Origin of the sequence: Nonomuraea africana, assembly GCF_014873535.1 — a bacterium.
GTDB lineage: Bacteria > Actinomycetota > Actinomycetes > Streptosporangiales > Streptosporangiaceae > Nonomuraea > Nonomuraea africana.
On record NZ_JADBEF010000001.1, the window covers coordinates 3921664 to 3947890 of the forward strand.

General features: G+C 71.7%; 25 protein-coding genes and 2 tRNA genes. 11 read left to right on the top strand and 16 right to left on the bottom strand.

All coding sequences use genetic code 11. The features are described from left to right. Positions 1–174: 174 nt before the first annotated feature. Genes H4W81_RS18565 through H4W81_RS18575 form a run of 3 tightly spaced genes read right to left on the bottom strand, consistent with a single transcriptional unit; the run spans position 175 to position 2856 of the window. Entirely contained in the window at positions 175–1008 is an 834-nt protein-coding gene (locus H4W81_RS18565; RefSeq protein WP_192775974.1) for an aminotransferase class IV, read from the bottom strand. Further along, a complete protein-coding gene (locus H4W81_RS18570; protein WP_192775975.1) occupies positions 1005–2000 on the bottom strand; it encodes a chorismate-binding protein in 996 nt (331 codons plus the stop codon). The genes H4W81_RS18565 and H4W81_RS18570 overlap by 4 nt, the downstream gene beginning before the upstream one ends. 4 nt (positions 2001–2004) lie before the next feature. After that, positions 2005–2856 carry a LysR family transcriptional regulator gene (locus H4W81_RS18575; RefSeq protein ID WP_264083174.1) on the bottom strand — a complete coding sequence of 284 codons (852 nt, stop codon included), beginning with the start codon at positions 2854–2856 and terminating at the stop codon, positions 2005–2007. Positions 2857–2931: 75 nt separating this feature from the next. Between H4W81_RS18575 and H4W81_RS18580 the strand changes: the two genes are divergently transcribed. Then, the gene (locus H4W81_RS18580) at positions 2932–4254 is read left to right on the top strand and encodes a Rid family hydrolase (RefSeq protein ID WP_318781811.1); all 1323 of its coding nucleotides are present in this window, start codon (positions 2932–2934) and stop codon (positions 4252–4254) included. A gap of 307 nt (positions 4255–4561) precedes the next feature. Here the strand turns inward: H4W81_RS18580 and hutH are convergent, their stop codons facing one another. Both hutH and H4W81_RS18590 read right to left on the bottom strand, forming a co-directional pair. After that, positions 4562–6112, bottom strand: coding sequence for a histidine ammonia-lyase (gene hutH / locus H4W81_RS18585; protein WP_192775977.1), 1551 nt, complete (start codon positions 6110–6112; stop codon positions 4562–4564). A 276-nt stretch (positions 6113–6388) separates the two neighbouring features. After that, positions 6389–7147, bottom strand: coding sequence for a class I SAM-dependent methyltransferase (locus H4W81_RS18590; RefSeq protein WP_192775978.1), 759 nt, complete (start codon positions 7145–7147; stop codon positions 6389–6391). 73 nt (positions 7148–7220) lie between these two features. Here H4W81_RS18590 and H4W81_RS18595 point away from each other — a divergent pair, with 73 nt between their 5' ends. Continuing rightward, complete coding sequence (locus tag H4W81_RS18595; protein ID WP_192775979.1) at positions 7221–7790, top strand: CGNR zinc finger domain-containing protein; 570 nt, start codon at positions 7221–7223, stop codon at positions 7788–7790. 174 nt (positions 7791–7964) lie between these two features. On the opposite strand, the gene H4W81_RS18600 is transcribed toward H4W81_RS18595, so the two are convergent. Beyond that, positions 7965–8663, bottom strand: coding sequence for a DsbA family oxidoreductase (locus H4W81_RS18600; protein ID WP_192775980.1), 699 nt, complete (start codon positions 8661–8663; stop codon positions 7965–7967). Between the two features lie 131 nt (positions 8664–8794). Here H4W81_RS18600 and H4W81_RS18605 point away from each other — a divergent pair. Together H4W81_RS18605 and H4W81_RS18610 are read left to right on the top strand one after the other, a co-directional pair. Beyond that, positions 8795–8866: transfer RNA gene (locus H4W81_RS18605), tRNA-Gly, on the top strand. Positions 8867–8879: 13 nt separating this feature from the next. Further along, positions 8880–8951, top strand: a tRNA-Val gene (locus H4W81_RS18610). A 62-nt stretch (positions 8952–9013) separates the two neighbouring features. On the opposite strand, the gene H4W81_RS18615 is transcribed toward H4W81_RS18610, so the two are convergent. Then, positions 9014–9871 carry a helix-turn-helix domain-containing protein gene (locus H4W81_RS18615; protein WP_225958688.1) on the bottom strand — a complete coding sequence of 286 codons (858 nt, stop codon included), beginning with the start codon at positions 9869–9871 and terminating at the stop codon, positions 9014–9016. 56 nt (positions 9872–9927) lie between these two features. Here H4W81_RS18615 and H4W81_RS18620 point away from each other — a divergent pair, with 56 nt between their 5' ends. Then, positions 9928–10707: a phytanoyl-CoA dioxygenase family protein gene (locus tag H4W81_RS18620; protein ID WP_192775982.1), complete on the top strand. Its 780-nt coding sequence runs from the start codon at positions 9928–9930 to the stop codon at positions 10705–10707. Positions 10708–10965: 258 nt separating this feature from the next. Here H4W81_RS18620 and H4W81_RS18625 read toward each other — a convergent pair whose 3' ends face one another. From H4W81_RS18625 to H4W81_RS18645, 5 genes are read right to left on the bottom strand one after another with little or no spacing between them, the layout of a single operon-like run. Beyond that, the gene (locus H4W81_RS18625) at positions 10966–11475 is read right to left on the bottom strand and encodes a pyridoxamine 5'-phosphate oxidase family protein (RefSeq protein ID WP_192775983.1); all 510 of its coding nucleotides are present in this window, start codon (positions 11473–11475) and stop codon (positions 10966–10968) included. 13 nt (positions 11476–11488) lie between these two features. Beyond that, positions 11489–11965, bottom strand: a complete 477-nt coding sequence (locus H4W81_RS18630; RefSeq protein WP_192775984.1) for a nucleoside deaminase — start codon at positions 11963–11965, stop codon at positions 11489–11491. A gap of 30 nt (positions 11966–11995) precedes the next feature. Further along, on the bottom strand, positions 11996–14032 hold the full coding sequence (locus tag H4W81_RS18635; protein WP_192775985.1) for a bifunctional aldolase/short-chain dehydrogenase: 2037 nt from the start codon (positions 14030–14032) through the stop codon (positions 11996–11998). Between the two features lie 56 nt (positions 14033–14088). Continuing rightward, positions 14089–15234: an L-rhamnose isomerase gene (gene rhaI / locus H4W81_RS18640; protein ID WP_192775986.1), complete on the bottom strand. Its 1146-nt coding sequence runs from the start codon at positions 15232–15234 to the stop codon at positions 14089–14091. Positions 15235–15249: 15 nt separating this feature from the next. After that, the gene (locus H4W81_RS18645; protein WP_192775987.1) at positions 15250–15555 is read right to left on the bottom strand and encodes an L-rhamnose mutarotase; all 306 of its coding nucleotides are present in this window, start codon (positions 15553–15555) and stop codon (positions 15250–15252) included. A 108-nt stretch (positions 15556–15663) separates the two neighbouring features. Between H4W81_RS18645 and H4W81_RS18650 the strand changes: the two genes are divergently transcribed. The 5 genes from H4W81_RS18650 (at position 15664) to H4W81_RS18670 (ending at position 20852) form a co-directional block, all read left to right on the top strand. Then, positions 15664–17007: a rhamnulokinase gene (locus tag H4W81_RS18650; RefSeq protein WP_192775988.1), complete on the top strand. Its 1344-nt coding sequence runs from the start codon at positions 15664–15666 to the stop codon at positions 17005–17007. After that, positions 17000–18001: a LacI family DNA-binding transcriptional regulator gene (locus H4W81_RS18655; RefSeq protein WP_192775989.1), complete on the top strand. Its 1002-nt coding sequence runs from the start codon at positions 17000–17002 to the stop codon at positions 17999–18001. The genes H4W81_RS18650 and H4W81_RS18655 overlap by 8 nt, the downstream gene beginning before the upstream one ends. A gap of 18 nt (positions 18002–18019) precedes the next feature. After that, entirely contained in the window at positions 18020–18544 is a 525-nt protein-coding gene (locus tag H4W81_RS18660; RefSeq protein ID WP_192775990.1) for a hypothetical protein, read from the top strand. 77 nt (positions 18545–18621) lie between these two features. Beyond that, on the top strand, positions 18622–19308 hold the full coding sequence (locus H4W81_RS18665; RefSeq protein WP_192775991.1) for a type 1 glutamine amidotransferase: 687 nt from the start codon (positions 18622–18624) through the stop codon (positions 19306–19308). A 65-nt stretch (positions 19309–19373) separates the two neighbouring features. Further along, on the top strand, positions 19374–20852 hold the full coding sequence (locus H4W81_RS18670) for a M1 family metallopeptidase (RefSeq protein ID WP_225958689.1): 1479 nt from the start codon (positions 19374–19376) through the stop codon (positions 20850–20852). Positions 20853–20897: 45 nt separating this feature from the next. Here the strand turns inward: H4W81_RS18670 and H4W81_RS18675 are convergent, their stop codons facing one another. Both H4W81_RS18675 and H4W81_RS18680 read right to left on the bottom strand, forming a co-directional pair. Continuing rightward, a complete protein-coding gene (locus tag H4W81_RS18675; RefSeq protein WP_192775992.1) occupies positions 20898–21629 on the bottom strand; it encodes a sulfite exporter TauE/SafE family protein in 732 nt (243 codons plus the stop codon). A 9-nt stretch (positions 21630–21638) separates the two neighbouring features. Next, positions 21639–22973 (bottom strand): ABC1 kinase family protein, encoded by a 1335-nt coding sequence (locus tag H4W81_RS18680; RefSeq protein ID WP_192775993.1) that lies wholly within the window; start codon positions 22971–22973, stop codon positions 21639–21641. Positions 22974–23010: 37 nt separating this feature from the next. Between H4W81_RS18680 and H4W81_RS18685 the strand changes: the two genes are divergently transcribed. Further along, on the top strand, positions 23011–23169 hold the full coding sequence (locus tag H4W81_RS18685; protein WP_192775994.1) for a hypothetical protein: 159 nt from the start codon (positions 23011–23013) through the stop codon (positions 23167–23169). Between the two features lie 15 nt (positions 23170–23184). On the opposite strand, the gene H4W81_RS18690 is transcribed toward H4W81_RS18685, so the two are convergent. Both H4W81_RS18690 and H4W81_RS18695 read right to left on the bottom strand, forming a co-directional pair. Further along, a complete protein-coding gene (locus H4W81_RS18690; protein WP_192775995.1) occupies positions 23185–24771 on the bottom strand; it encodes an AMP-binding protein in 1587 nt (528 codons plus the stop codon). Between the two features lie 54 nt (positions 24772–24825). After that, positions 24826–26175, bottom strand: a complete 1350-nt coding sequence (locus tag H4W81_RS18695; RefSeq protein WP_192775996.1) for a carboxylesterase/lipase family protein — start codon at positions 26173–26175, stop codon at positions 24826–24828. Between the last annotated feature and the right edge of the window lie 52 nt (positions 26176–26227).

Sequence of the window (26227 nt, forward strand, 5' to 3'; positions counted from 1 at the left end):
GCCGCCGGAGCGGGGTCGGGCCGCCGTCACCTCGGCCGGGCCCGGGTGCGGGATCCGGCACTCGGGAAACGGGCGACGTGACGGCGGGGACCGGAGTCCCGCTGGAGGACGCGTGATGGACGGGCGGTCAGCGGTGACCCCGGTGGCCTTGGGGCGGCCTGCCGTACCGGACGGTCAGCGGGGGTCGGGGTCGGCCGCGGCACGGGCCGCGAAGATCTCCTGCGCCTTGGCGGTGACCGGCCCCGGCGCGGACGGCAGGACGGTGCCGTCGACCAGGCGGATCGGCTGGATGTCGCGGGTCGTGGAGGTGAGGAACGCCTCGTCGGCCTCGTAGAGCGCCGCCAGCGGCACGTCGGCCTCCTCGCCGCCGCACCACTCCAGCGTCAGCGCGCGCGTGACACCCGCCAGGCAGCCGGACGCCAGGGTCGGGGTGATCAGCCTGCCGCCCTGGACCAGGAAGACGTTGGAGCCGGTGCCCTCGCAGAGGTTACCGGCCAGGTTCTCGAAGATGGCCTCGCCACCGCCGCGGGCCTTGGCGAAGGCCAGCGCCTTGGCGTTGTCGCCGTACGACGTCGACTTGACCCCGGCCAGCGCCCCGCGCTCATTGCGCGGCCACGGAACCACGGTCACGTCGGCGGTGAGCGGGAAGGGCGCCTGCTCGCCCACGATGACGATCGCGGTGGCGCCCTCGTTGCCCCGGTCGGAGCCGAGCGGGCCGGGCCCGCTGGTGTAGGTGATGCGGATGCGGCCGAGCGGCCAGGCGGGGGCCGCGGCCAGGCAGCGGCGCACGCCGTCGGCGATGGCGTCGAGGTCGGGCTCGGGCAGGTCCATGCGCTGGGCCGACAGCTTGAGCCGGTCGAGGTGCCTGGTGAGCGCGAACGACTGGCCGCCCACGGCCTTGACGGTCTCGAACACGCCGTCGCCGACCATCAGCCCGTGGTCGAACACCGAGACGGTGGCCTGCGCCGGATCCAGCAGTTCCCCGTTGACCCAGACGGGAACGTTCATCGATTTCCTCCTGAGGATGCCAAAGTGATGAGCCGCGACGCCTTCAGCTCGGTTTCGCGCCACTCGCGGCGAGGGTCGCTGCCCCAGGTGATGCCCGCTCCTGTGCCGAAGCGGATCTCCCCGGCGGTGATCCAGAACGTGCGGATCCCGACGGCCAGCGCCGCCGTGCGCCGGTCGGCGTCGACCCAGCCCACCGCCCCACAGTACGGCCCTCGCGGCTCGGGTTCGAGCTCATTGATGATGCGCAGGGCCGAAGATTTCGGAGCTCCGGTGACCGAGCCGGGCGGGAAGGTGGCGGCGAACAACTCGGACCAGCCCATCCCCTCGGCCAGCCTGGCCCTGACGGTCGAGACCAGGTGCACCGAGCCCGGGTAGTCCTCCACCTCGCAGAGCGAGGGGACGGTGACCGAGCCCACCTCGGCGACCCTGCCCAGGTCGTTGCGGACCAGGTCGACGATCATGACGTTCTCGGCGTAGTCCTTGTCGAGCAGGTCGTCGGCGGTGACGCCGGTGCCCTTGATCGGCCTGGACTCCACCACGTCGCCGTCGCGCGAGAGGTAGAGCTCGGGCGAGGCCGACACGACGCTCGTGCCCGGTACGTCGATGACGGCCGCGTACGCGGCGGGGTTGCCCTGCCTGAGCCGGTGCGCCAGGGCCAGCGGGTCGGCGCCGGACGGCAGCGGCGCCGACAGGACGCGGCAGAGGTTGGCCTGGTAGACCTCGCCCTGCTCGATGTAGTCGCGGATGCGCTGGACGCCGCGCTCGTAGGCGGCCTGGTCGAGCGAGCTGCGCCACTCGCCCGGCCCGATCCACGGGCCCGACTTGGGCAGCGGCGCGGGCCGTACGTCGTCGAAGCGCGCGCACGTCACCTTGCCCTCGTAGTCGACCACGACCGCCCACCAGCCCGCGCTGTCGAGCGCGGCCAGATCGGTCGTGAGATCACGGAGCCTGGTCGCCAGGAGCCCCCCGACATGGGCGAAACTGTCGTGCACGACCCTATTGTCCCAGTAGTTCGACGAACGCGAGCGCGGACGGCAGCGGCACCTCGGGCAGCGCCGCGTAGACAGTCCTGCGCGGCCCCTCCTCGGAGATCGGCCGGAGCACCACGTCGTCGGGCACGGCGCGGGCGGCGAGCTCGGGCACCAGCGTCACCCCGAGGCCCGCGGCCACGTAGCCGAACTTGCCGGTCCACTCGGCCACGCGCAGCCCGCCGCGCGGGGTGAACCCCGCCCGCGCGCAGGCCGCCTGCAGGATCGTCGGCTGACCTCGTGGAGCCGCCTCGATCCATGTCTCCCGCGCCAGGTCGCGCAGGTCGATCACCTCGCGGTCGGCGAGACGGTGCCCCTGGGGCAGCGCCACCAGCAGCCGCTCCTCCAGCAGCCGCACGGTCTCGGCCGCCACGGGCAGCCCCGCGGGGTAGTCGCTGACCACGGCCACGTCGAGGGCCCCGGCGTGGAGCCGGTCGAGCAGACGTCCCGTCAGCCCCTCGGCCAGGCGCAGTTCGACCTCGGGCCGCCTGGCCTTGAACGCCTTCAGCGCCTGCGGCACCAGCCACACGTTCGCGGTGGCGAACGCGCCGATCCGCAGCGTGCCCCCACCGCCCCGGTGGATGGCGGCCAGCTCCTCCTCCGCCTTGTCGAGACGGTCGAGGACGGCCTCCGCGTGCCTGCGCAGGGCGGCGCCGGCGGGGGTGAGCCTGACGCCCCTGGCCAGACGCACGAACAGCGGCCCTCCCGCCTCTTTCTCCAGCGCGGCGATGCGCCTGGACACCGCGGACTGCGTGTAACCGAGCAGCTCGGCGGCGGCGGTGAAGGACCCTTCGCGGGCGACCTCGTGGAACAGTCGCAAATCATTCGTATCTAGCATGGCTGGTATGCAATGTAGTCGGTGGTGGAATGCCTCGCATCCGGCTTGAATCAGAACGTGATTGCATTTCTCGGACAGGGACGCATGGGCGTCCCCATGGCTCGGCGACTCGTGGAGGCCGGGCATGAGGTGAAGGTGTGGCGGCGCGGCCTCGGCCCGGTCAGCTCGGCGGTGGAGGGCGCGGACCTGGTCATCACCATGCTGCGCGACGGACCCGCGGTCGAGGAGGTGCTGCGGCAGGCGCTTCCCGGGCTGCGGCCGGGGGCGACGGTGGTGGAGATGTCCACGATCGGGCCCGAGGCGGTGCTGGCGCTGCGCGAGCTGCTGCCGTCCTCCGTGGGCCTCGTGGACGCGCCGGTGCTGGGCAGCGTCGGCCCCGCCGCCGACGGCACCCTGACGGTGCTGGCGGGCGGCGACCTGACGGCGTGCCGGTCGGTGCTGTCCGTCTTCGGGACGGTGCGCGAGCTCGGGGCGCTGGGGGCGGGCGCCGCGCTGAAGGTGGCGGTGATGGGCGCGCTGGTGCCCGCCCAGGTGCTGCTGGCGGAGACTTTCGCGTACGGCGAGGCGCACGGGGTCAGCCGGTCGGCGCTGGCCGAGGTGCTGGAGGGGACGCCACTGGGGGTGCTGGCCGCTCGGGTGGCGGCGCCCGCAGAGGAGACGCGGTACGCGCTGGGGTTGGCGGCGAAGGATGTGCGGCTGGGTGCTTGGGAGGGGGCGACGATGGCCCGGGCCGCGAGCGCCCGCCTGGAGTCCGCCGAGGCGTCGGGCTACGGGGATCACGACGTGACGTCGATCGCCACCCACATCGCCGACTCCCCCACCCCGGCGTCCTCCTCCTCCGGAGACACCGGGACTTCGGGCTCGCCTGCCTCAGGAGACAGCGGCTCATCGGAAGGCTCGGTTTCTTCCGGCGACGTCGGGGCTTCGGGAGGTGCCGTCTCCTCGGGTGGGACGGAGGCTTCCGGGGGGGCGGTTTCCCCCAGGGGTTCCGGGAGCAGGGCGGTGCGGGTCAATCCGGGGAGCGTGCCTGCCACCAACGGGTTCTACTCGCACGCCGTCCGGGTCGGGGACATGCTCTACGTCTCGGGTCAGGCCGCCTTCGACGAGCGGGGCGCCGTGGTCGGTGAGGGCGACATGACGACGCAGGCGGAGGTGGTCTTCCAGAACATCGGCAAGATCCTCGCCGACCAGGGTGCGGACTTCGCCGACATCGCCTTCATCAGGACCTACCTGACGGACCTGGACCTGCGGATGGAGTACGGCGCGGTGCGCAGGAAGTACCTCACGGGACCTCCGCCCGCCAGCACGACCGTGGAGGTGTCGAAGCTCTTCATGCCCGGGTTGCTGCTGGAGGTGGACCTGATCGTCGCCCTGCCTTGACCTGACCGGCGCGAGGGACGGGCCGCGTCTGCCACGGCGGGACCGCGAGGGACGGGCCGCGTCTGCCAGGCGTGGCTAAGGGGGGCAGGCCGCGTATGGGCGGCCCGCCCCGCGCTCCCGAGGAGCGTCACCCTGGACGGGGCCCCGCCCCGTGCCGGGGGTGGGGCCACACGGCTTGCCGTACCGGCCGGTCCTGGGTTGTCCCGCGACAACGGGAAACGACCGCGCGAACGAACCCAGGACGCCGCACGCGGACGACCTCAGAACGCCGCGCGGACGACCCCAGGGCTCCGCGGAGAAGGAGAGATCAGGCCAGGGGGCCGGTGACGGACTCCGCGGTGGTGACGATGGTGCCGTCGGCGACCAGGCGGACCACGGACTCGATCTCGGGTGCGAGGAAGCGGTCGGGCCCCGGGCCCGCCACGCTGTCCCTCAGCGCGCCGACCACCGCGCCCGTCGCCGGTGCGGGCTGGAGCGGGGCGCGCAGGTCGATGGCGCGTGCGGCGGTCAGGATCTCGATCGCCAGCACCCTGGTCAGGCCGTCCACCGAGCGGCGCAGCTTGCGGGCGGCCGACCAGCCCATGGAGACGTGGTCCTCCTGCATGGCCGAGCTCGGGATCGAGTCGACGCTCGCCGGGGCCGCCAGGCGCTTCATCTCGGAGACGATGGCCGCCTGGGTGTACTGGGCGATCATGTGTCCCGAGTCGACGCCGGGGTCGTCGGCGAGGAACGCGGGCAGCCCGTGGTTGCGGGCCACGTCGAGGAAGCGGTCGGTCCTGCGCTCGGACATGGAGGCCACGTCGGCGGCGACGATGCCCAGGAAGTCGAGCACGTAGGCGACGGGCGCGCCGTGGAAGTTGCCGTTGGACTCGACGCGTCCGTCGGCGAGGACGGCGGGGTTGTCGACGGCGGAGGCCAGCTCCCAGGTGGCGACGTTGGCCGCGTGGGCGACGGTGTCGCGGGCGGCTCCGGCCACCTGCGGGGCGCAGCGCAACGAGTAGGCGTCCTGGACGCGGGTGCAGGCGTTGGGGTCGCGGTGGCTCTCCATGATGCCGGAGTCCTTGAGGACACGGACCATGTTCGCCGCGGCCAGCGCCTGGCCCGGCTGGGGACGCAGGGCCTGCAGTTCGGGGGCGAAGACGCGGTCGGTGCCGAGCAGCGCCTCCACGCTCATGGCGGCGCTGATGTCGGCGGTCTTGAGCAGCCTGGTCAGGTCGTCGATGGCGAGGATGAGCATGCCGAGCATGCCGTCGGTGCCGTTGATGAGGGCGAGACCCTCCTTGGCGGCCAGCTCGACGGGCTCGAGTCCGGCCTGCTTGAGCGCCTCGGCCGACGGCCCGATATTTCCGGACTTATCCCTCACGACGCCTTCGCCCATCAGGGTCAGGGCGACGTGCGCGAGCGGGGCGAGGTCTCCCGAACAGCCCAGGCTGCCGTATTCGTGGACGACAGGGGTGATGTGCGCGTTCAGCAGGCCCGCCATGGCCTTGGCGGTCGTCGGGCGGATGCCCGTGTGCCCGGTGGCCAGCGTGTGCAGGCGCAGCAGCATGAGCGCGCGCACCACCTCGGTCTCCACCTCGGGCCCGCTTCCGGCCGCGTGCGAGCGCACCAGCGAGCGCTGGAGCTGGGCGCGCAGTTCGGGGTCGATGTGCCTGGTGGCCAGCGCGCCGAACCCGGTCGAGACGCCGTAGGCCGGGACCGGGCTCTCGGCCAGCTCGTCGATCCGCTGGCGCGCGGCGGAGATCGCCGCCATCGCGTCGTCGGTGAGGTGTACGGCGGCGCCGTGTCGGGCCACTTGGATGACGTCCTCGAAGCTCAACGGCTCCGGTCCTACGTTCACGACTGCGTTGTCGCGCATGGTGCCACTCTCTCGATCAGGTAACCGGCGTATGCGATGTTAGCTCCTTACAGGACAACACCGTCGCCCTGCCTCCCCTGCCCCGGTCAGGCGAGATTCACCCGCACGGCCCGCCTCCGCGGCCCTCGATCTCACCGCCGCACCCAGGTCACGGGGTGCGACCGGACAACGGGCACTGCTGGACGGCGGGCACGACCGGACGACGGGCACGGGTGGACGGCTGACGTGGCGGGAGCGCGGCCACCCTCACGAGCGCCTCTCCTCGAGGCCTCCGGGTCAGGACTTCGCGACCGCGCACAGCAGGCGGTTGTTGCCGCGCTGCCACAGGGTCCCGACCTCCGCGAACCCGGCCGCCACCAGCGCGTCCACGTGCGTGGACAGCAGGTGGGACTCGGAGCCGTGGTGCCCCGCGCCCGCCGTGCTGCGGGCCGTGTTGAGCTCGGCCAGGTCGGGATCGGCGGCGATCGCGTCCCACCACTCCCGCCACCCCTCCGGACGCCCGTCGGCGAAGGCGCGCGCGGTCTCCTTGTCGTGGACGGCCCGCTCCAGCGCGGCGATGGACGGCGTGGCGTCGTCGGACTCGAAGTGGTCGCCGTTCAGCAGCAGGCCACCGGGCCGCAGCAGCGACGCGACCTCGGCGTACATGGCGGTCAGCTCAGGGCCCGTGATCCAGTGCAGTGCGGTCGTGCTCACGGCGGCGTCCACCGGACGGTCCAGTCCCAGCCCCTCGCTCCAGCCCGGCGTGCGGAGGTCACGCGAGAAGAAGGTCAGGTGCGGGTAGGCGGCGCGGCCAAGACCGAGCAGGAGCGGGTCGGCGTCGATCGCGATCACGGTGGCCTTCGGCACCTTCTCCAGCAGCCTCGCGGACAGCGAACCGGGCCCGCAGCCCAGGTCGAGCACCAGCGGATCCGGACGTCCCGCGGCCTCGACGGCGTCGATCAGCGCGGTGAAGCGCTCCTCGCGGTCCGGCAGGTAGCCCTCCTGCTGGCGGTCCCAGCGCGCGATCCATTCGAGTGCGGCATCGTTGGTGAGCACAGAAGGCCTCCTTGTGACCGTCGTCTATACTTTCGACAGTCACAACTTAGAACGTGAGGGTGTAACCGGTCAAGTGGAATTCAACAGTCACAACGACGGAGTGGTTCTGGTCGCCGTCGGCCTGGTCAACGCGCTCACGCCCGGCGAGCGGCGCGGCCGCCCCTTCCCCGTGCCCGCCGACCTGCCCGCCGCCGCCACCGAGGCGCTGCGGAACGGTTACCCGAACCACCACGAGATCGCCGAGGGCGACGCGGGCGAGCTGGCCAAGGTCGCCGCGCGGCTGCGGGTGGTGTTCGAGGCGGTCTCCTCCGGCGACATCGACACCGCCGCGGGACAGATCAACCACCTGCTGGACGAGACCCGCGCCAGGCCGCGCCTCGACCGTCACGACGGGGAACCGTGGCACCTGCACTTCCACGGGCCCGGCGGCACGATGGCCGGAGACTGGGCGGCCAGTTGCGCGACGGGTCTGGCGATCGTGCTGGGCAGCGAGTTCCACGATCGGCTGGGGGTGTGCACGGCGCCGCACTGCGACCGCGTCTACGTGGACGTCTCCCGCAACGGCACCCGCCGCTTCTGCTCCACCGCCTGCCAGAACCGGGTCAAGACAGCAGCCTTCCGCGCCCGCACCAAAACTCCCTGACCCGGACCGCCGCGTCTCCCCGCAGCCCAGCAGGACGCCGACACCTGGCGCAAGGCGGCCGCGCGTCCCCGAGGAACGGGCTCGATGGGGCCGACGGACCGGCCTGGCCCGCCTGTCCCTCCGGCCACGGGCGGTCCAGGCAGGCGGTTCTGGCATATGGCCTCAAGTCGCGGGTCAGCAGGAGCCGTCGACCGTGCAGACGCCGTCGCCGTCGAGCACCTCGGTGGGGGCGATTTCCCGCCACGCGCGGTCGATCAGGTCGGTGAAGACCTCCACCGACTGGGCCCCCGACACCGCGTACTTTTCGCCGAACACGAACGTCGGCACGCCCGAGACGCCCAGCCGCCGCCCCAGCGCCTCGTCCTGCCGAACTGCCGCGGCGAAGTCGTCGCTCCCCAGCATCGCCCGCGTCGCGGCGGGGTCCAGGCCGCACTCGGCGCCGAGCCGTACCAAAGTGTCGTGATCGGACACCACCGCGCCCTCTCCCGTGTACGCCCGCAGCAGCCGCTCGCGCACCCGCTCCCCCGCGCCCTCCTGGTCGGCGTAGCGCATCAGCCGATGGGCGTCGAAGCTGTTCACCGGCCTGGCCAGGTCGAGGCGGTAGGTCAGGCCTGACTCCGCCGCCAGGTCGCTCAGCCAGCCGATGCGCCGACGGGCCTCCTTGATCGTGCCCCCGACGTCCTTCCGGTGGCGCTCGGGAAGCGTGAGGTCGGCCTCCGTGCTCCCGTCGGGGTCGAGCTCGAAACTGCGCCACCGCACCTGTACGGCGTCGCGCCGCGCGAACCCGTCGAGCGCGGTCTCGAACCGGCGCTTGCCCAGGTAACACCAGGGGCAGACGATATCGGACCAAATATCCACCATGAGAGTGCTCATACGGCTAACCATAAGCCACGAGCTAACTTGAGGTAAGTATGAACCTGATCGTAAGGGGCTTACCCGAAACGGTTTGGGGACTCGGCCAGGATTCGCTAGAGTTCTCTACGTCGCCGCGAACGAGCGGCAACGCGGAAGTGGCTCAGTGGTAGAGCATCACCTTGCCAAGGTGAGGGTCGCGGGTTCGAATCCCGTCTTCCGCTCTGGTTCACCCGAGGACGATTAGCTCAGCGGGAGAGCGCTTCCCTGACACGGAAGAGGTCACTGGTTCAATCCCAGTATCGTCCACCCGATGGAGAGGCTGGATCCGAGACGACGGATCCAGCCTCTCGCGATTTCCGGGGTACCCGTCAGAGTCCAGAGCTCAGACGCAGGCGGCGGCGGTACTCCCGCGGCGGCAGCCCGAACGCCCCGCTGAAGACGCGGCTGAAGTGGAAGGGGCTGACGAAGCCCGACGCGTTCGCGACCTGGCCCACGTCGAGGTCGGTGACCTCGAGCAGCCGGGCCGCGTGCCGTACTCTCGCCTCTCTGACCGCCTGCATGGGCGTGCGACCGGTCTGCTCGGAGAACAGGTGCGCCAGCCGCGACGGCGACAGCGCGACCGCGCGGGCCAGCGAGGCGACGGTGTGCCGGGCCGAGGGTTCGGCCGCGATCAGGGCCTCGACCTGCCTGACGCGCGGATCACCCGTTCCCGGACGGCGCGCCGCCGCCGTGGCCAGCACCAGCACCTCCTCGACCGCGCCCAGGACGAGCTCGCGGGCCTCGGCGGCAGCGGCGACGACCGGCTGGGCCGGTCGGGAGGGAACGGCGGGCGGGCCGTGCCCCGTCCATCTGGCGTCGGCGCCCGCGCGCAGGAGCGCCTGCTCGATCCGGTCGTGGCCGACGCCGTGGATCACGTGGCAGCCAGGGGCGAGGGCGTACGGCGCGAGCCAGGGCAGCCAGGCGGGCCTGGGCTGGAAGTGCACCCACCAGAACCGCCACCGGTCCTGCCCCGGCGCGGTCCGGTAGAACTGGGCCGCCGCCGACCCGAGGACGACCAGGTCGCCGGGGCCCGCCGTGGTGCGGATCCCCGCCTGCTCGACCAGCCCCGCACCGGCCTGCGTCCACATGAGCAGCCAGCTGGGCGAGCCCCTGGTGCGACGCGTCGCGTAGCCGGCCGGCTGGTCGAAGTGGCCGACGATCACGAGTTCGGCAGCAGGAACGGACATGTCCTCAACCGTCACGGGCATACCATCGCACGGCCGCCCTCCCTAGCGTGAAGGGCATGAGAACCACCGACTTCCACGATCAGGGATACGTCGTCGTGCCCGGCCTGTTCGGCGCAGGTGAGGTGGCCGAGCTGCGCGAGGAGTTCATGCGGCTGAAGGAGCGCGGCCCCGTCCCCGGGCACTTCACCCCGACGCCGCAGGAGCCCGGCCGGCCGTACGACGTGCTGCTCGAGTTCCCCCGGGTGATGCACCCGCACCAGGTGAACGACGTCGCGCTGCGCTACCTGCTCGATCCCAGGATCGCCGCCATCCTGCGCGAGCTGCTCGGTGAGGAGCCGATAGCAGCGCAGAGCATGTTCTACTTCAAGCCGCCCGGCGCGCGCGGCCAGGCGCTGCACCAGGACAATTTCTACCTGCGGGTCGAGCCCGGCACCTGCGTCGCCGCATGGGTCGCGATCGACCGGGTCGACCGGGCGAACGGCGGGCTCGAGGTGGTCCCCGGCACGCACCTGATGGACCTGTTCTGCCCCGAGGAGGCCGACACGGAGGTCTCGTTCACCCGTGAGTACGTCCCGCCGCCGCCTGGTCTGGAGCGCGTTCCCGTCGACATGGAGCCGGGTGACGTGCTGTTCTTCAACGGCAGCCTGGTGCACGGCTCGGAGCCCAACTCGACGGCCGACCGGTTCAGGCGCAGCTTCATCTGCCACTACGTCGGACGGTCCACCGAGCGGATCTCCTCCTGGTATCCGACGCTCACCATGGCGGGCGAGCCGGTGGCCATCGCCGCCGCGACCGGCGGCGGCCCCTGCGGAACCGAGGCAACGGGCCCGCACTGAGGTCCCGCAGACACCCCGGAACCGGTCTCCGGGCCGAGGAGACCGTGGCCGACACCAGGAGGATGCCTTCGGGGGCGAGGAGACCGGGGCCGCATGAGAGGCCGCCCTGGACGTGCCCGCTCCCCCTCTGCCGTCCGCGCCTGGGCGAGCGGGATGGGAGCGCGGGGCCTCGAACGCCAAGGCCCGCGCGCTCGGCTGGCGGCCGGCCCACCCGTCGTGGCGGACCGGCTTCCCCGCGCTGTCCCGCTGATCGCCCGGTCAGAACAGCCAGCGGGTCTGGCCGTACTCGCCTTCCCTGGCGAACCCGAAGGCCCGCTCCGGCGCGACCGCGAAGACCAGCGCTCTGCCGCCCTCGCCTGCGAAAGCGCCGTCGGCGACGTCGAAGTGCCAGTCGGGGCCGTACTTCTCCTCGTAGGCGGCGGCCAGGCGGCGCAGGACCTGCTCGTCGCGCACCTGGACCGCCTCACCCTCGACCACCACGTCGGTGCCCTCGCTGAGCGAGTTGCCGCCGGTGGTGAGGACGCAGTGGGAGTTGGACTCGAGGTTCTTCGCCTTGCGCTCGGCCGGTCCGGTGCAGAAGTGCAGCGCGCCGTCCAGCCAGATCCCGATCAGCGGGGTGACGTGCGGCCGCCCGTCGGGCCGGACGGTGGACAGCCAGTAGATCTCCGCGCGCTCCAGGAGACCCCGTGCGTCGGACCAGCTGACGGGGGTCGCCTTGTCGCTGCTGAACCGGGCGTCGAGCTCGGTCGTGGGCTCTTTCTCTGCCATGCCCTCCGGCATATCACCTGGACAAGGAGCGGCGCACCAGGGCGCGCACGTCTTCCTCGAATTCGGGGACCGGGCCCTCGACCTGGACGCCGAGGACGACCTCCTGGATCGGGATCGGCCTGACCGGCGCGGCGGGCGCGCCCAGCTCGGCCCGCCAGGCGGTGAGCTGGGCGGCGGAGGTGGCGTAGACGATGCGGCCCAGCCCCACCCAGCCGTGCGCGGCCGAGCACATCGGGCAGTGCTCGCCCGAGGTGTAGAGGGTGGCGGCGGCCCGCTCCTCGGCGGACAGGTGGGTGGCGGCCCACCTGGCCAGGTCGATCTCGGGGTGCCTGGTCGGGTCACCCGAGGAGGTCTCGTGGTTGCGGCCCTCTCCGAGAACGGTGCCGTCGGCGGCGACCAGCACCGAGCCGAACGGGTCGTCGCCCGCCTCGATGGCCTCGGCCGCCAACTCCACACACCGTCGCAGATGCCGTAGATCGATCTCGTTCACCCGGCCATGCTAGAGGTCCCGCGCGCGTGATCAGCGGAGGAAGGCGGCGGCCACTCCCGCGTCGACCGGGATGTGGAGCCCTGTCGTGAGCGACAGGTCGCCGCCGGTCAGGGCGAACACCGCCGCCGCGATGTGCTCGGGCAGCACCTCTCGCTTGAGCAGGGTCCGCTGGGCGTAGAACTCGCCGAGCTTCTCCTCCTCCACCCCGTACACCGCCGCCCTGTTGGCGCCCCAGCCCGAGGCGAAGATGCCCGATCCGCGCACCACGCCGTCCGGGTTGACCCCGTTGACGCGGATACCGTGCGCGCCGAGCTCGGCCGCCAGCAGCCGCACCTGGTGGGCCTGGTCGGCCTTGGCGGCGCCGTAGGCGACGTTGTTCGGCCCGGCGAAGACGGCGTTCTTGGAGGAGATGTAGACGATGTCGCCGCCCAGGTCCTGGGCCAGCAGGACCCTGGCCGCCTCGCGGGAGACGAGGAAGGAGCCGCGAGCCATGACGTCGTGCTGGAGGTTCCAGTCGTCGACCGTGGTCTCCAGCAGCGCGCGCGACAGGGAGAGGCCCGCGTTGTTGACGACCAGGTCGAGGCCGCCGAAGGCCAGGACGGCCTGCCGTACGGCCGCGACGACCTGCTCCTCCGAGGTGACGTCGACGGCCGCGGCGACGGCCACGTCGGAGGGGCGGTGGGCACGGGCGCCGAGTTCGGCGGCGACCTTCTCCGCGGACCCGAGGTCACGGTCGGCGACTACGACGCAGGCGCCCTCGGCGGCCAGGCGCCGGGCGGTGGCCGCGCCGATGCCCGAGCCGCCCCCGGTGACCAGGGCCACGCGCCCGGCCAGCGGCTTGGGCCTGGGCAGGCGGCGCAGTTTGGCCTCCTCCAGCTCCCAGTACTCGATGCGGAACTTCTCCGACTCGGGGATCGGGGCGTAGACGGAGACGGCCTCGGCGCCGCGCATCACGTTGATGGCGTTGACGTAGAACTCGCCGGCTACGCGGGCGGTCTGCTTGTCCTTGCCGAAGGAGAACATGCCCACGCCCGGCACCAGCACGATCGCGGGGTCGGCGCCGCGCATCGCCGGGGAGCTCTCCACGGCGTGCCGCGCGTAGTAGGCGGCGTACTCCTCACGGTAGGCGGCGTGCAGGACGCGCAGCCGCTCCGTGACCTCCTCCAGCGACGCCTCGGGCGGCAGGTCCACGACGAGGGGGGCGACCTTGGTCCGCAGGAAGTGGTCGGGGCAGGAGGTGCCGAGCGCGGCCAGGCGGGGGTGTTCGGCACGCGAGAGGAAGTCGAGGACCTCGGGGCTGTCGGTGTAGTGGCCGACCTGGCGGACGTCGGTCGAGCACAGCCCCCTGACCAGTGGGAAAAGCGCCGCCGCGCGCTCCCTGCGGGCCACCTCGTCGAGCGGCTCGTGGATGACCGGGCCGAACGGCTCGGGCCTGCCGTGCTCCTCGATGTACCGCGCGGCCGTACGGATGATCTCCAGGGAGTTGGCCTGACACTCCTGGCTGGTCTCGCCCCACGCGGTGATCCCGTGGCCGCCGAGTACGCAGCCGATCGCCTGGGGGTTGGCCTCCTTGAGCGCGGCGATGTCGAGCCCGAGCTGGAAGCCGGGCCGCCGCCACGACACCCACAGCACCCGGTCGCCGAAGATCCGCGCGGTCAGTTCGGGGCCGTCCTGGGCGGTGGCGATGGCGATGCCGGAGTCGGGGTGCAGGTGGTCGACGTGGACGGCGTCGACGAGGCCGTGCATGGCGGTGTCGATGGACGGCGCGGCGCCGCCCTTGCCGTGCAGGCAGAAGTCGAACGCGGCGACCATCTCGTCCTCGCGCTCGACGCCCGGATAGGTGTCGGCCATGGCGCGCAGCCGGTCGAGGCGCAGGACCGCGAGCCCTTCGGCGGTGAGCGTGCCCAGGTCGCCGCCCGAGCCCTTCACCCACATGAGCTCGACGTCGCCGCCGGTCACGGGGTCGCGCTCCACCCCCTTGGCGGAGGCGTTGCCGCCCGCGAAGTTGGTGTTGCGCGGGTCCGAGCCGAGGGCGTGCGCCCGGTCGAGCAGCTCGGTAACCGTCATCAGAATCTCTCCCTTGGATGTGCGTGATCGAGGTGCGGTCCGTACCGCGGGCGCGGTCAGGCGCCCCAGCCCGCCTGGGCGCCGCCGACACGCTCGGCCGCGATCTTCTCGAAGTAGCCGGACCTGGCGTAGGCGGCCATGGGGTCGGGGTCGAGCCCCATCTCCTCACGCAGCTCACCGAGCAGCGGCCGGACGTCGGTGTTGTAGGCGTCCATCAGCACGGCGTTGGCGCCGAGCACGTCACCCGCCCGCTGCGCGGCGGCCAGCGCCTCGCGGTCCACCAGGAGCGCCTTGGCGGTCGCCTCCTGGACGTTCATCACCGAGCGGATCTGCCCGGGGATCTTCGGCTCGATGTTGTGGCACTGGTCGAGCATGAACGCGACGTGCGGGCCGTACCCGCCGCCGCCGATGACCTCGAACATGATCCGGAACAGCTGGAAGGGGTCGGCCGCGCCCACCATGAGGTCGTCGTCGGCGTAGAAGCGGGAGTTGAAGTCGAAGCCGCCGAGCTTCCCCTCGCGCAGCAGGAACGCGACGATGAACTCGATGTTGGTGCCGGGCGCGTGGTGGCCGGTGTCGACCACCACCTGGGCCCTGTCGCCGAGCTTGAGGCAGTGGGCGTAGGCGGTGCCCCAGTCCGGCACGTCGGTGGTGTAGAAGGCGGGCTCGAACAGCTTGTACTCCAACAGGAAACGCTGGCCGTCCCCGAGTCGCTCGTAGACGGCCGCGAGCGCCTCGGCGAGCCGGTCCTGGCGCGCTCTGATGTCGTCCTGGCCCGGGTAGTTGGTGCCGTCGGAGAACCACAGCTTGAGCGTGTCGGAGCCGGTGGCGTCCATGATGTCGACGCAGTCGAGCAGGTGGCCGAGCGCCTTGCGGCGGACGGCGGGGTCGGGGTGGGTGACGCTGCCCAGCTTGTAGTCGTCGTCCTGGAACACGTTGGAGTTGATGGCCCCGATGCCCACCCCCAGGTCGCGTGCGTGCCGCGCCAGCGCCGCGTAGTCGTCCACCCGGTCCCACGGGATGTGCAGCGCCACGGTGGGCGCCATCCCCGTGAAGGCGTGGACCTGCGCGGCGTCGGCCAGCTTCTCATAGGGGTCGCGCGGCACCCCCTGCTGAGCGAACACCTTGAACCTGGTGCCGGAGTTGCCGTAGGCCCAGGAGGGCGTCTCGACACGCTGCCGGCGGAGCAAGTCCTTGATCATTTATCGTCCCCGATCTCAGTCCAGGTGGAAGACTTCGTCCAGCAGCAGGAACCCTCGGTCGGCGCCTTCGAAGAAGGGCGCCATCTCGGCCTGCCAGCGCGCGTCGACGTCGGTCTCGGCCATGGCCGAGCGGGCCGCCTCGAAGTCGTCGGTCTCCAGGTAGCCGACCAGCAGGCCGTCGTCGCGCAGGAAGAGGGAGTAGTTCCGCCAGCCCGTCCCGCTGAGCGCCTCGAGCATCTCCGGCCACACGTTCCTGTGACGTTCGCGGTACTCCTCCAGGCGATCCGGCTTGACCTTGAGAAGGAAACACACGCGCTGCACCGAACCTCCACAGAACTTACCAAAACGTTTTAATGGAATCTAGGCGGGGCTCGTCGGGGCGTCAATGCCAGGTTCCGCCTGGCCTGGTTTGTACGTTTTAATCGTGGAATGCGATTCACAGCTGTCGATCTGGGCGCCTCCAGCGGACGGGTGATGCGGGCCGAGATCTCCTCGGGCCGGGTGGACCTCGTCGAGGTGCACCGCTTCGCCAACCGTCCCGTCAGCGTGGCGGGCACCCTGCACTGGGACGTGCTCGGTCTCTACGCGGAGGTGCTGGACGGCCTGCGCAGGGCCGGACCCGTCGAGTCGGTCGGCATCGACTCGTGGGCGGTCGACTACGGGCTGCTGGACGGCGACGGCCGGCTGATCGGCAACCCCGTGCACTACAGGGACGCTCGCACCGCCCGCTACACCGAACGCCTCGACGCCGACCGCTACGAGGTGAACGGCCTGCAGTTCCTCCCGTTCAACACGCTCTACCAGCTGCTCGAGGACCGCCTCGACCAGGCGGAGACGCTACTCATGATCCCCGACCTGCTCGCCTACTGGCTGACCGGGCTCAGGGGCGCGGAGCTGACGAACGCCTCCACGACCGGCCTGTTCGACGTCAGGGAGCGGACCTGGGCGCGGCCGCTCATCACGCGGCTCGGGCTGCCGGCGCGCATCTTCCCCGAGATCTCCGAACCGGGGAGCGTGGTCGGTCCGGTGACCGCGGAGCTGGGCTTCGACACGGTCGTCACCCGGGTCGCCTCCCACGACACCGCCTCCGCCGTCGCCGCCGTGCCGGCAAGCACGCCGAACTTCGCCTACATCTCCTGCGGCACCTGGTCGCTGGTCGGGGTCGAACTCGACTCGCCCGTGCTCGGCGACGACAGCAGGGCGGCCAACTTCACCAACGAGGCGGGCATCGACGGCACGATCCGATACCTGCGCAACGTCATGGGGCTGTGGATCCTGCAGGAGTGCCTGCGCGCGTGGGGCGAGTGCGACCTGGAGGGCCTGCTCCAGGCCGCCGCGCGCGCCGAACCTGGGCAGATGACCATCGATCCCGACGACCCGAGCTTCCTGCCGCCGGGGGACATGCCCGCGCGCATCGCCGCCTACTGCTCGCGCACAGGTCAGCCCGCACCGGCCGACAGGGCGCAGGCCGTACGATGCATCCTGGAGAGCCTGGCCCTCGCCTATCAGCGAGCGGTCAGCGACGCCGCGCGGCTGAGCGGACGGGAGATCGACGTCGTGCACCTGGTGGGAGGCGGCGCGCGCAACGCGCTGCTGTGCCAGCTGACGGCCGACGCCACGGGCCTGCCCGTGGTCGCGGGCCCGGTGGAGGCGGCGGCGCTGGGCAACGTGCTGGTCCAGGCCCGCGCGAGGGGGCTGGCGGGCGACCTGCGCGAGTTCGTACGGCGCAGCCAGCCGCTGCGCACCTACCACCCCGGGGGCGGGCTTGTCTGAAACGGTCAGCATCAAGGAGGTCGCCGCAAGGGCGGGCGTCTCACCCGGCACGGTGTCGAACGTGCTCAACAGGCCGGAGAAGGTCGCGGGCGCCACGCGCAGCAGGGTCGAGCAGGTCATCCGCGAGCTGGGCTTCGTCCGCCACGGATCGGCCTCCACGCTGCGCGCCGGCCACAGCCGCACGATCGGCCTGTCGGTGATCGACATCGGCAACCCGTTCTTCACAGACGTCGCCGCCGGCGTGGAGGACCTGGCCAGCGACCGAGGCTACGCGGTGATCCTCGGCAACTCGGCGGGCAGCAGGTCGAAGGAGGAGCGCAACCTGCTGGTCTTCGCCGAGCAGCGGGTGCGCGGCGTGCTCATCACCCCCTCGGACGACGACCCGCACCGGCTGGAGCGGCTGCGAGGGCGCGGCATCAACGTCGTGCTCGTCGACCACCCCGCCGATCGGGCCGACCAGTGCGCGGTCTCGGTCAACGACGTGACCGGCGGCACCATGGCCGCCGCCCACCTGCTCGAGGGCGGCGCCGAGCGCCTCGCCTACGTCGCGGGGCCCGCCACCATGCGCCAGTGCAGGGAGCGCAGGACGGGCGCGGAGCGGGCACTCGCGGCGGCGGGACGCGATCCGGCGCAGCTGCGGGTGCTGGAGATGACCGCGATGACCGCCAAGGCCGGCCAGCAGGCCGCCGAGCTGCTGCTCGCCGACCTGCCCGACGCGGTGTTCTGCGCCAACGACCTGCTGGCCCTCGGCCTGCTGCGGGGCCTGCTGCAGGCGGGCGTACGGGTGCCCGAGCAGGTGTCGCTGATCGGCTACGACGACATCGACTTCGCCTCGGCCTCCACCGTTTCGCTCAGCTCGGTCCGCCAGCCGACCTACCAGCTCGGCAGGGTCGCCACCGAACTGCTGCTCGACGAGTGCGACAACCCCGACACCCACGCCCACCAGCAGATCATGTTCCAGCCCGAACTCGTGGTCAGGGAATCCAGTCGCTGACGCTCTAGACTGCCCCCTATGTCCAACGCTGCCCGCCATGTCCTCGGAGTGGTCGCTGGACTGCTCCTGACCCCTTTGCTGATGCTCGGCCTGACGTACGGCTCCGGCCAGGTCGTGTACGCCTTCAGGACCGACTTTTCGACTTCGTGGCCAGGGGCCGCCGTGCTGGCGGCCTGCGCCGTCGCGCTGGGCTTCCTGGCCGGCTCGCGACTGTCGCCCCTCGCCTCGCTGGTGACCGGGCTCGGCTACACCGGCATGGGCACGGTGCTGCTGATCCCCATGCTCTACCCCAGCGACCTGGCCGACCTGCTGCCCGCCCCGCTCCGCTGGGGTTTCGACATGCTCGGCCCGACCGGCGTGCTCTTCATCGTCGGCATCCTGCTGCTGACCGCCTCCGCCTTCCCGTCCAGGTGGCGCGCGGCCAGGCCGGCTCCGCCCGCCCCCTCGTACGGCCCGCCGCCACAGCCGTACCCGCCGGCGTTCACGCCCTTCCAGCCGCCCGCGCCCGGTGACGAGGACCAGACCCGCCCGATGCCCCGCTGACCCGTGTCGTCGCCGGGATGCGGAAGAATGCGTGATCGTGCCCGACGAGATCATCGACCGGCTGCGGGAGGCCTACGATGCGTGATGTCCTGATCGTGCAGAACGCCGCCAGTGGCGGCCCTCGCAGGATGGGCGACTGGCTGGCGGCGGACGGCCTCGAGCTGGAGATCGTGCGGGCCTTCGAGGGCGCCCCCGTACCCGACGAGCTGGGCGAGCGTGCGCTGGTCGTGCTGGGCGGCGGCTACCTGCCCTCGGAGGACGACAGAGCGCCGTGGCTGGCCGCGACCAGGGCGCTGGTGCGCGAGGCGCTCGACGAGGGCCGGCCGTACCTGGGGGTCTGCCTGGGCGGGCAGATGCTCGCCGAGGTCGCCGGCGGGCTGGTGAAGGGCGACGCGGGCGAGCCCGAGAACGGCAGCACGCCGATCACCCTTCGGCCCGAGGCGGCCGACGACGCGCTCTTCCACGGCCTGCCCGAGGTCGTCACCGCGATCGAGCACCACAAGGACGCGATCGTGGCGCTGCCGCAGGACGCGGTCTGGCTCGCCCAGACCGAGGCCTGCCCCTACCAGGCCTTCAGGGTCGGCCCCGCGGCGTGGGGCGTGCAGTTCCACCCCGAAGTGTCACCCGAGCGGATGCTGGAGTGGGACGACCACGGCTTCGACCTGGCCGCGCTGCACCGGCAGGCGCTGCTCGACGAGCCCGCGGCCACACCCGTCTGGCGCGAGGTCGTCAGGCGGTTCGCCGAGGTCAGCCGAAACTCGTAGACGACGCCGCGGCCCTCGGTTACTTTGCGATGATGCGATTAATCCGATCACGCACCCTTATCGCCATGACCGCGGCGGCCGGGCTCGTCCTTGCCACTCCCGCGGCCGCCACCGACAGGGGCCCGGGGGCGCCGGGCATCGGAGACTCCTACTTCCCCAACCACGGCAACGGCGGCTACGACGCCAGGCACTACAGCCTCAACCTCGACTACCAGCCGGGCGCCGACCTGCTGCGTGGCAGGGCGCGGATCCTGGCCACGGCGACCCAGCACCTGACCCGGTTCAACCTCGACTTCCTGCTCAAGGTCGACACCGTGAAGGTCGACGGCAGGCCCGCCACGTTCGCCAGGACGGGGCTGCACGAGCTGGAGATCACCCCCGCCCAGGCGCTGACCAGCGGCAAGCCGTTCATGGTCGAGGTGAGCTACGCCGACACGCCGTCCAAGGTGCCGGTGCCCGACGAGACGGGCGGCTTCCAGCCGTGGCTCGCCACCGCCGACGGCGCGCTCGCCCTGGGCCAGCCGCAGGTGGCGTGGTGGTGGTTCCCGAGCAACGACCACCCGCTCGACAAGGCCACCTACGACATCACGGTCAGCGTGCCGAAGGGCACCCAGGCCATCACCAACGGCATCAAGGTCAAGGAACGCACCTCGGGCGACAAGACCACCTCGACCTGGGTGATGGACAAGCCGATGGCCACCTACCTGGCCACGCTCTTCATCGGCCAGCTGGAGGTGCGCACCGGGCAGTCCAACGGCCTGCCCGTGGTGACCGCCTACAGCAAGGACCTCGGCCGGTACGAGGCGGCGGCCAAGGAGTCGATCGAGCAGACACCGCAGGTCGTCGACTGGCTGGCCGGCTACTTCGGCCGCTACCCGTTCCGCTCGATGGGCGGCTCGGTCACCAGCGCGCTGCCCGGCTTCGCGCTCGAGACACAGACGCAGCCGGTCTACGACCCGCGCTTCTTCAGCAGGGGCCCCGACACCTACGTGGTCGTGCACGAGAACGCGCACCAGTGGTTCGGCGACAGCGTCGCGGTCAAGGACTGGAAGCACATCTGGCTCAACGAGGGCTTCGCCACCTACGCCGAGTGGATGTGGTCGGAGAAGCTGGGCGAGGGCACGGCTGCGGAGGTCGCCGACTACTTCTACGGCCTGTGGCCGGCTGACGACGAGTTCTGGCAGGTCAAGCCGGGCGACCCGGGCGCGGCCGACCTGTTCCACAACGCCACCTACTACCGGGGCGCGATGGCGTTGCAGGCGCTGCGGGTCGAGGTGGGCGACGCGGCGTTCTGGAACATCGTCAAGACCTGGCCGAGCGTCAAGCGGCACGGCAACGCCGAGACGGCCGAGTTCGTCGCGCTGGCCGAGCGGATCTCCGGCAAGCAGCTCGACGCGGTCTTCGACACCTGGCTGTTCACCGTGGGCAAGCCCGCCACCTCGCCGAACGGCACGGCGGCGGCCACCGCCAAGGCGGCCGCGGGCGAGCCCGCCTCGGTCGCGAAGATCAAGGCGGTGCACGAGCTGCTGAGGCACACCAAGTAATCCCCTGAGCCGGTACGGCGGGCCCCGCCCGCCGTACCGGCCCGGTCAGGTGAGGGCGTCGACGCCCAGCGTGACCGCGACGGCCAGCCCGCACGCCGCCGCCAGGTAGCGCAGCGAACGGCCGGGCAGGCGGCGGGCGATCGAGGGCCCGAGCCACCCGCCGATGAGGAAGCCCGCCGCCAGCGGTGCGACGGCCCACCACACCACCGGGCCGAACAGCGCGAACGCCACCGCGGCGACGAGGTTGGCCAGCCCCGAGACGACGTTCTTGACCGCGTTCACCCTGGCGGGCGCCTGGTCCAGGATGGCGGTGAGGACGGCGAACATGAGGATGCCGCCCGCGGCGCCGAAGTAGCCGACGTAGATCGCCACCGCGAACAGCGCCACCCTCGCCAGGACGCTGTGGTTGCCGCCGGGCCGGACGCCGGGCGGGCGGATCAGCAGCAGCGAGGCGATCGCGATCAGGAACGGCGCGATCAGCTCGAACGTCCTGGATGGGGTGATCAGCAGCAGGAGCGCGCCGGTCGCGCCGCCCAGCGCGCTGACCCAGCCCAGGCGCAGCACCGCGCCGCCCTGCCCCTTCAGCTCCGGCCGGGAGCCCGCCGCCGCGCCGAGACCGGTGAACACCAGCGAGACGGTGTTGGTGACGTTGGCGGCCAGCGGCGACAGGCCGAAGGCGAGCAGCGCGGGATAGGAGATGATCGAGGCCAGGCTGACCACGGTGCTGACCACCCCGGCCACGACACCCACCGCGAGCAGGCCGAGGACTTCGAGCATCCCGACATGCTAGGACGCGGGCGCCGGCCGGCCCCAGGCGGGGTCGGGGCCGAAGCCGGGGATCCAGCGTTCGGCCTCGGCGCGGAAGCGGCCCGTGGCGGCCAACTGCGACAGGATGCCGTAGCCGGCGGTCAGCACGCGGAAGCTCACCACGTAGTCGGGTGGCACGTTCAGCATCCTGAAGATGCTCGACCCGTCGCTGAACATGTACAGGCCGCGCTCGCGCATCCAGTCGCGGGTGAAGGAGAACTCCGGGACGGCGATCGGCTCGGCGTAGGGGGCGACGAAGGAGGCCAGCGCGTCGAGGTCCACCTCGACGCCCTCGCGGATCACGCCCTCCTGCCTGAAGACCTCGGCCACGCCCTCGATGTCGCCGGCCGCGCCGCAGCGCAGCAGCGGGCCGATGGCGGGAGGGTGGCCGCCGGGCAGCCGCTTGACCGCGCCGAAGTCGAGCACGCCGAGCCGGCCGTCCTCGGTGATCTTGAAGTTGCCCGGGTGCGGGTCGCCGTGCAGCAGGCCGCAGCGGGTGGGCGAGGAGAAGGAGAAGCGCACGAGGAGCAGCGCGGCCCTGTCGCGCTCCTCCTGCGTGCCGCCCTCGACGATCCTGGACAGCGGCGTGCCGTCCAGCCACTCTGTGACGATCACGTGCTCGGACGCGGCCACGACGGGAGGCACCGCGAAGTCGGGGTCTTCGGCGTACTCCTCCGCGAAGGCGTGCCAGGCCTCGGCCTCCAGCCCGTAGTCGAGCTCCTCGGCCACCCGCTCCTGCAGCTCCTGCACGAACGCCCGCACGTCGAGACCGGGCAGCAGCACGCCGAACAGCTTGGCCACCCTGCCGACCTGCCGGAGATCGCTGCGCAGCGCCTTGGCCGCGCCGGGGTACTGCACCTTGACCGCGACCTTCCTGCCGTCGGCCCACACCGCTCTGTGCACCTGCCCGATCGAGGCGGAGGCGGCCGGCAGGTCGTCGAAGGCGGCGAAGTGGTCGCGCCAGCCCTCGCCGAAGTCCTCGGCCAGCACCCTGTGCACGGTCGCGGCGGGCATGGGCGGCGCGGAGTCCTGCAGTCTGGTCAGCGCCGCCCGGTACGGCTCGACGACGGCCGGCGGCAGCGCCGCCTCCAGCACCGAGAGCAGCTGGCCGATCTTCATCGCGCCGCCCTTGAGCTCGCCCAGCACCTTGAAGATCTGTTCGGCCGTGCGCAGCTGGACCTCGGTGGCGACGAGCTCGGCGGGCCTGCCGAGCACGCGCTTGCCGAGCCCCAGCGCGGTACGTCCTGCGTAACCGAGGGGGAGCGTGGCGAGCTTGGCGGTTCGCGTCACCGCCAGACGGGGAAGATCGGCCATACGGCCCATTTTTTGGACTGTTTGCCAATAAGGCAACGTGACGGTCACCACACAGGGCCGGCGGGCGGCGTCACGCCTCGGCGGCAGGCACGTGGAGATCCCTGACTCGCGGATGCTCATCCCGCTCGACAACCCCGCGGCCCTGAGCGCGCAACTGCGCCGCTTCATCACCTCGACCGGCACCGGCAGGATCTGATCCGCGGGCGCGGCCTCACCCCAGCCCGAGCAGGCCGATCGAGCGCTCGCGCATCTCCACCTTCCTGATCTTGCCGGTGACGGTCATCGGGAACGCGTCGACGACGTGGACGTAGCGCGGGATCTTGTAGTGGGCGATCTCCCCCGCGCAGAACTCCCTGATCGCCTCGGCGGTCAGCGGCTCGGCCCCCTCGCGCATGACGATCCAGGCCATGAGCTCCTCGCCGTACTTCTCGTCGGGCACACCGATGACCTGCACGTCGGCGATGTCGGGGTGGCGGTGGAGGAACTCCTCGATCTCCCTGGGGTAGATGTTCTCGCCGCCCCTGATCACCATGTCCTTGATCCGGCCGACCACGTTGACGTAGCCGTCGTCGTCCATGGTGGCCAGGTCGCCGGTGTGCATCCAGCGGGCCCTGTCGATCGCCTCGGCGGTCTTGCCCGGCTCCTCCCAGTAGCCGAGCATCACCGAGTAGCCGCGGGTGCACAGCTCGCCGGGCTCCCCGCGCGGGACGGTCAGGCCCGTCTCGGGGTGCACGATCTTCACCTCGACGTGCGGCATGACCCGGCCGACCGTCTCCGTGCGCCGCTCCAGGCCGTCGGCGGTCCTGGTCATCGTGGAGACGGGCGAGGTCTCGGTCATGCCGTAGCAGATGGCGACCTCGGTCATGTTCATCTCGCCGACCACCCGCCTCATGACCTCGACCGGGCAGGGCGAGCCCGCCATGATGCCGGTGCGCAGGCTGGACAGGTCGTAGTCCTTGGCCGGGTTCTCCAGCAGGGCCAGCTCGGCGATGAACATGGTCGGCACGCCGTACAGGCTGGTGCAGCGCTCCCGCTCGACCGCGCGCAGGGTGGCCTCGGGGTCGAAGCCCGCCGAGGGGATGACGATGCACGCGCCGTGCGAGGTGGCGCCGAGGTTGCCCATCACCATCCCGAAGCAGTGGTAGAACGGCACCGGCAGGCAGACGCGGTCGTGCTCGGTGTAGTGGATCAGCTCGCCGACGAAGAAGCCGTTGTTGAGGATGTTGTGGTGCGACAGGGTCGCGCCCTTGGGGAAGCCCGTCGTGCCAGAGGTGTACTGGATGTTGATCGGGTCGTCGAAGGTCAGCTCGATGTCCTTCAGCGGGGCCTGCTCGGCCAGCAGGGCGCTCCAGCTCTCCTCCCCCAGGTAGACCACGTCGCCGAAGCCGATCTCCTCGATCATCGCCCGGTAGTCGCTGCCCTTGTGGGCGACGGCGCTGATCAGCAGGCGCATGCCCGACTGCTTGACCACGTACTCCAGCTCGTGGCTGCGGTAGGCGGGGTTGACGTTGACCAGGATCGCGCCGATCTTGGCCGTGGCGTACTGCACGAAGACCCATTCGGCGCAGTTGGGCGCCCAGATACCCACCCTGTCGCCCTTGCCGATGCCCCTGGCCGTGAGGGAGCGCGCCAGGTGGTCCACCTCGTCGTTCAGCCGCGCGTAGGTCCATCGGCGGCCTGTCGGCACCTCGACCAGCGCCTCCCGGTCGCCGAAGCGGCGGACCGCTCGCTCGAAGTTCTCCCCGATCGTCTCGCCGAGCAGCGGAGCGTCCGTGACGGCGCTGGAGTAGGACTGCATAGGGACAGTCTGCGACCGGCCGCCGTCGCGCACCACCCCGGCGCGCCCGGGCTCCTACCGGAGGATCCGCTTCACGCCCGCGGGCCAGCCGGGATCGCCGTCCCTGACGAAGCGCACCCATGCTCCGTGCATCTCGCGGGCCAGCGCCTGGGGCGCGCCCTGGCCCGCGGTGCGGGCCACACCGGGCGCGTCGAGCACGTCGAAGGCGAAGGGCAGGTCGAGATTGTGCACGGCCCCGACCCGGCCGCCGCCCGCCGGGCTCTCGACTGGCGACTCCCAGCGGAACTCGTAGGCGTAGGTGGGCGCGATGGCCGCCGAGCGGGCCCGCAGGAGCAGGCGGGTCTCCCTGGTGAACAGGTGGTGGGTGACGGCCCTGGCCACCAGCTCGGCGGGCGGCAACTCAGGGTCGTAAGGGAAGCCGAGCCCTTCGGCCGCGCCCCGCGCGGTGCCGGCGTCGATCCCTTCCACCATGCGCCTGACGAACACGTCGGCCTCCTGGGAGGTGCAGCCCGCCAGCAGCCGCAGGTGGCCGCCGATGCCGGTGCCGATCGCCTCGAGCGGGACCCCCGGCACCACCTCGCCGTCGACGACCGGCTTGATCGGGACCGACTCGCCCAGCGAGTCGAGCTGTCCTGTCATCGGCGGCGGCTGCTCGGCCAGCAGCCGTTCAGGGGGCAGCGCCGCGAAGTCCTCCCGCAGCGGCCGGACGCCCAGCCTGGCCGCCAGCTCCTTGGCGTGGGCCCTGGCCTCGGCCAACGGGGCCACCAGCGTGGCCGATCCGCTCATGACGATCGACCTGCGAAACAGGCCGGCCGCGTCGGGCATGGTCATGAGCGTGACCACCGCGGCTCCGCCCGCCGAGTGGCCCGCGAGCGTCACGTCGGCGGGGTTGCCGCCGAAGGCCGCGATGTTGGCCCGCACCCAGCGCAGCGCGGCCAGCCAGTCGAGGACGCCGAGGTTGGCGGGGGCGTCGTCGAGCGCGAGGAACCCCTCGAAGCCGAGCCGGTAGTTGGCGGCCACGAAGACCACGCCGTCGCGGGCGAAGCGGTGGCCGCGCTGCCACGCGGCGGAGTTGGCGCCGGTGGAGAAACCCCCTCCGTGAATCCAGACCAGGACGGGCAGCCCGGCCACTCCGAGGTCGGGGGTGTAGACGTCGAGGTTCAGGCAGTCGGCGCCGGGCCGGAAGACGTCGGGCGCGAACAGGCCGATGTCCTGGGCGGGCAACTGCGGCGCGGCGGGACCGTGCTCGACGGCGGGCCGCACGCCCTCCCACGGCTCGGGCGGCGCGGGCGGGCGGAAGCGGCGCTCGCCGAACGGCGGCGCGGCGAAGGGCACGCCGAGGAAGGCGTGCACCCCGTCCACGCGTGTGCCGGAGACCCGTCCAGCGGCCGTCTTCACGATCATGCCTGGTCCATCCCGCCGTTCCCTCGACGATCCTGATCGCCACGTGGGCTCG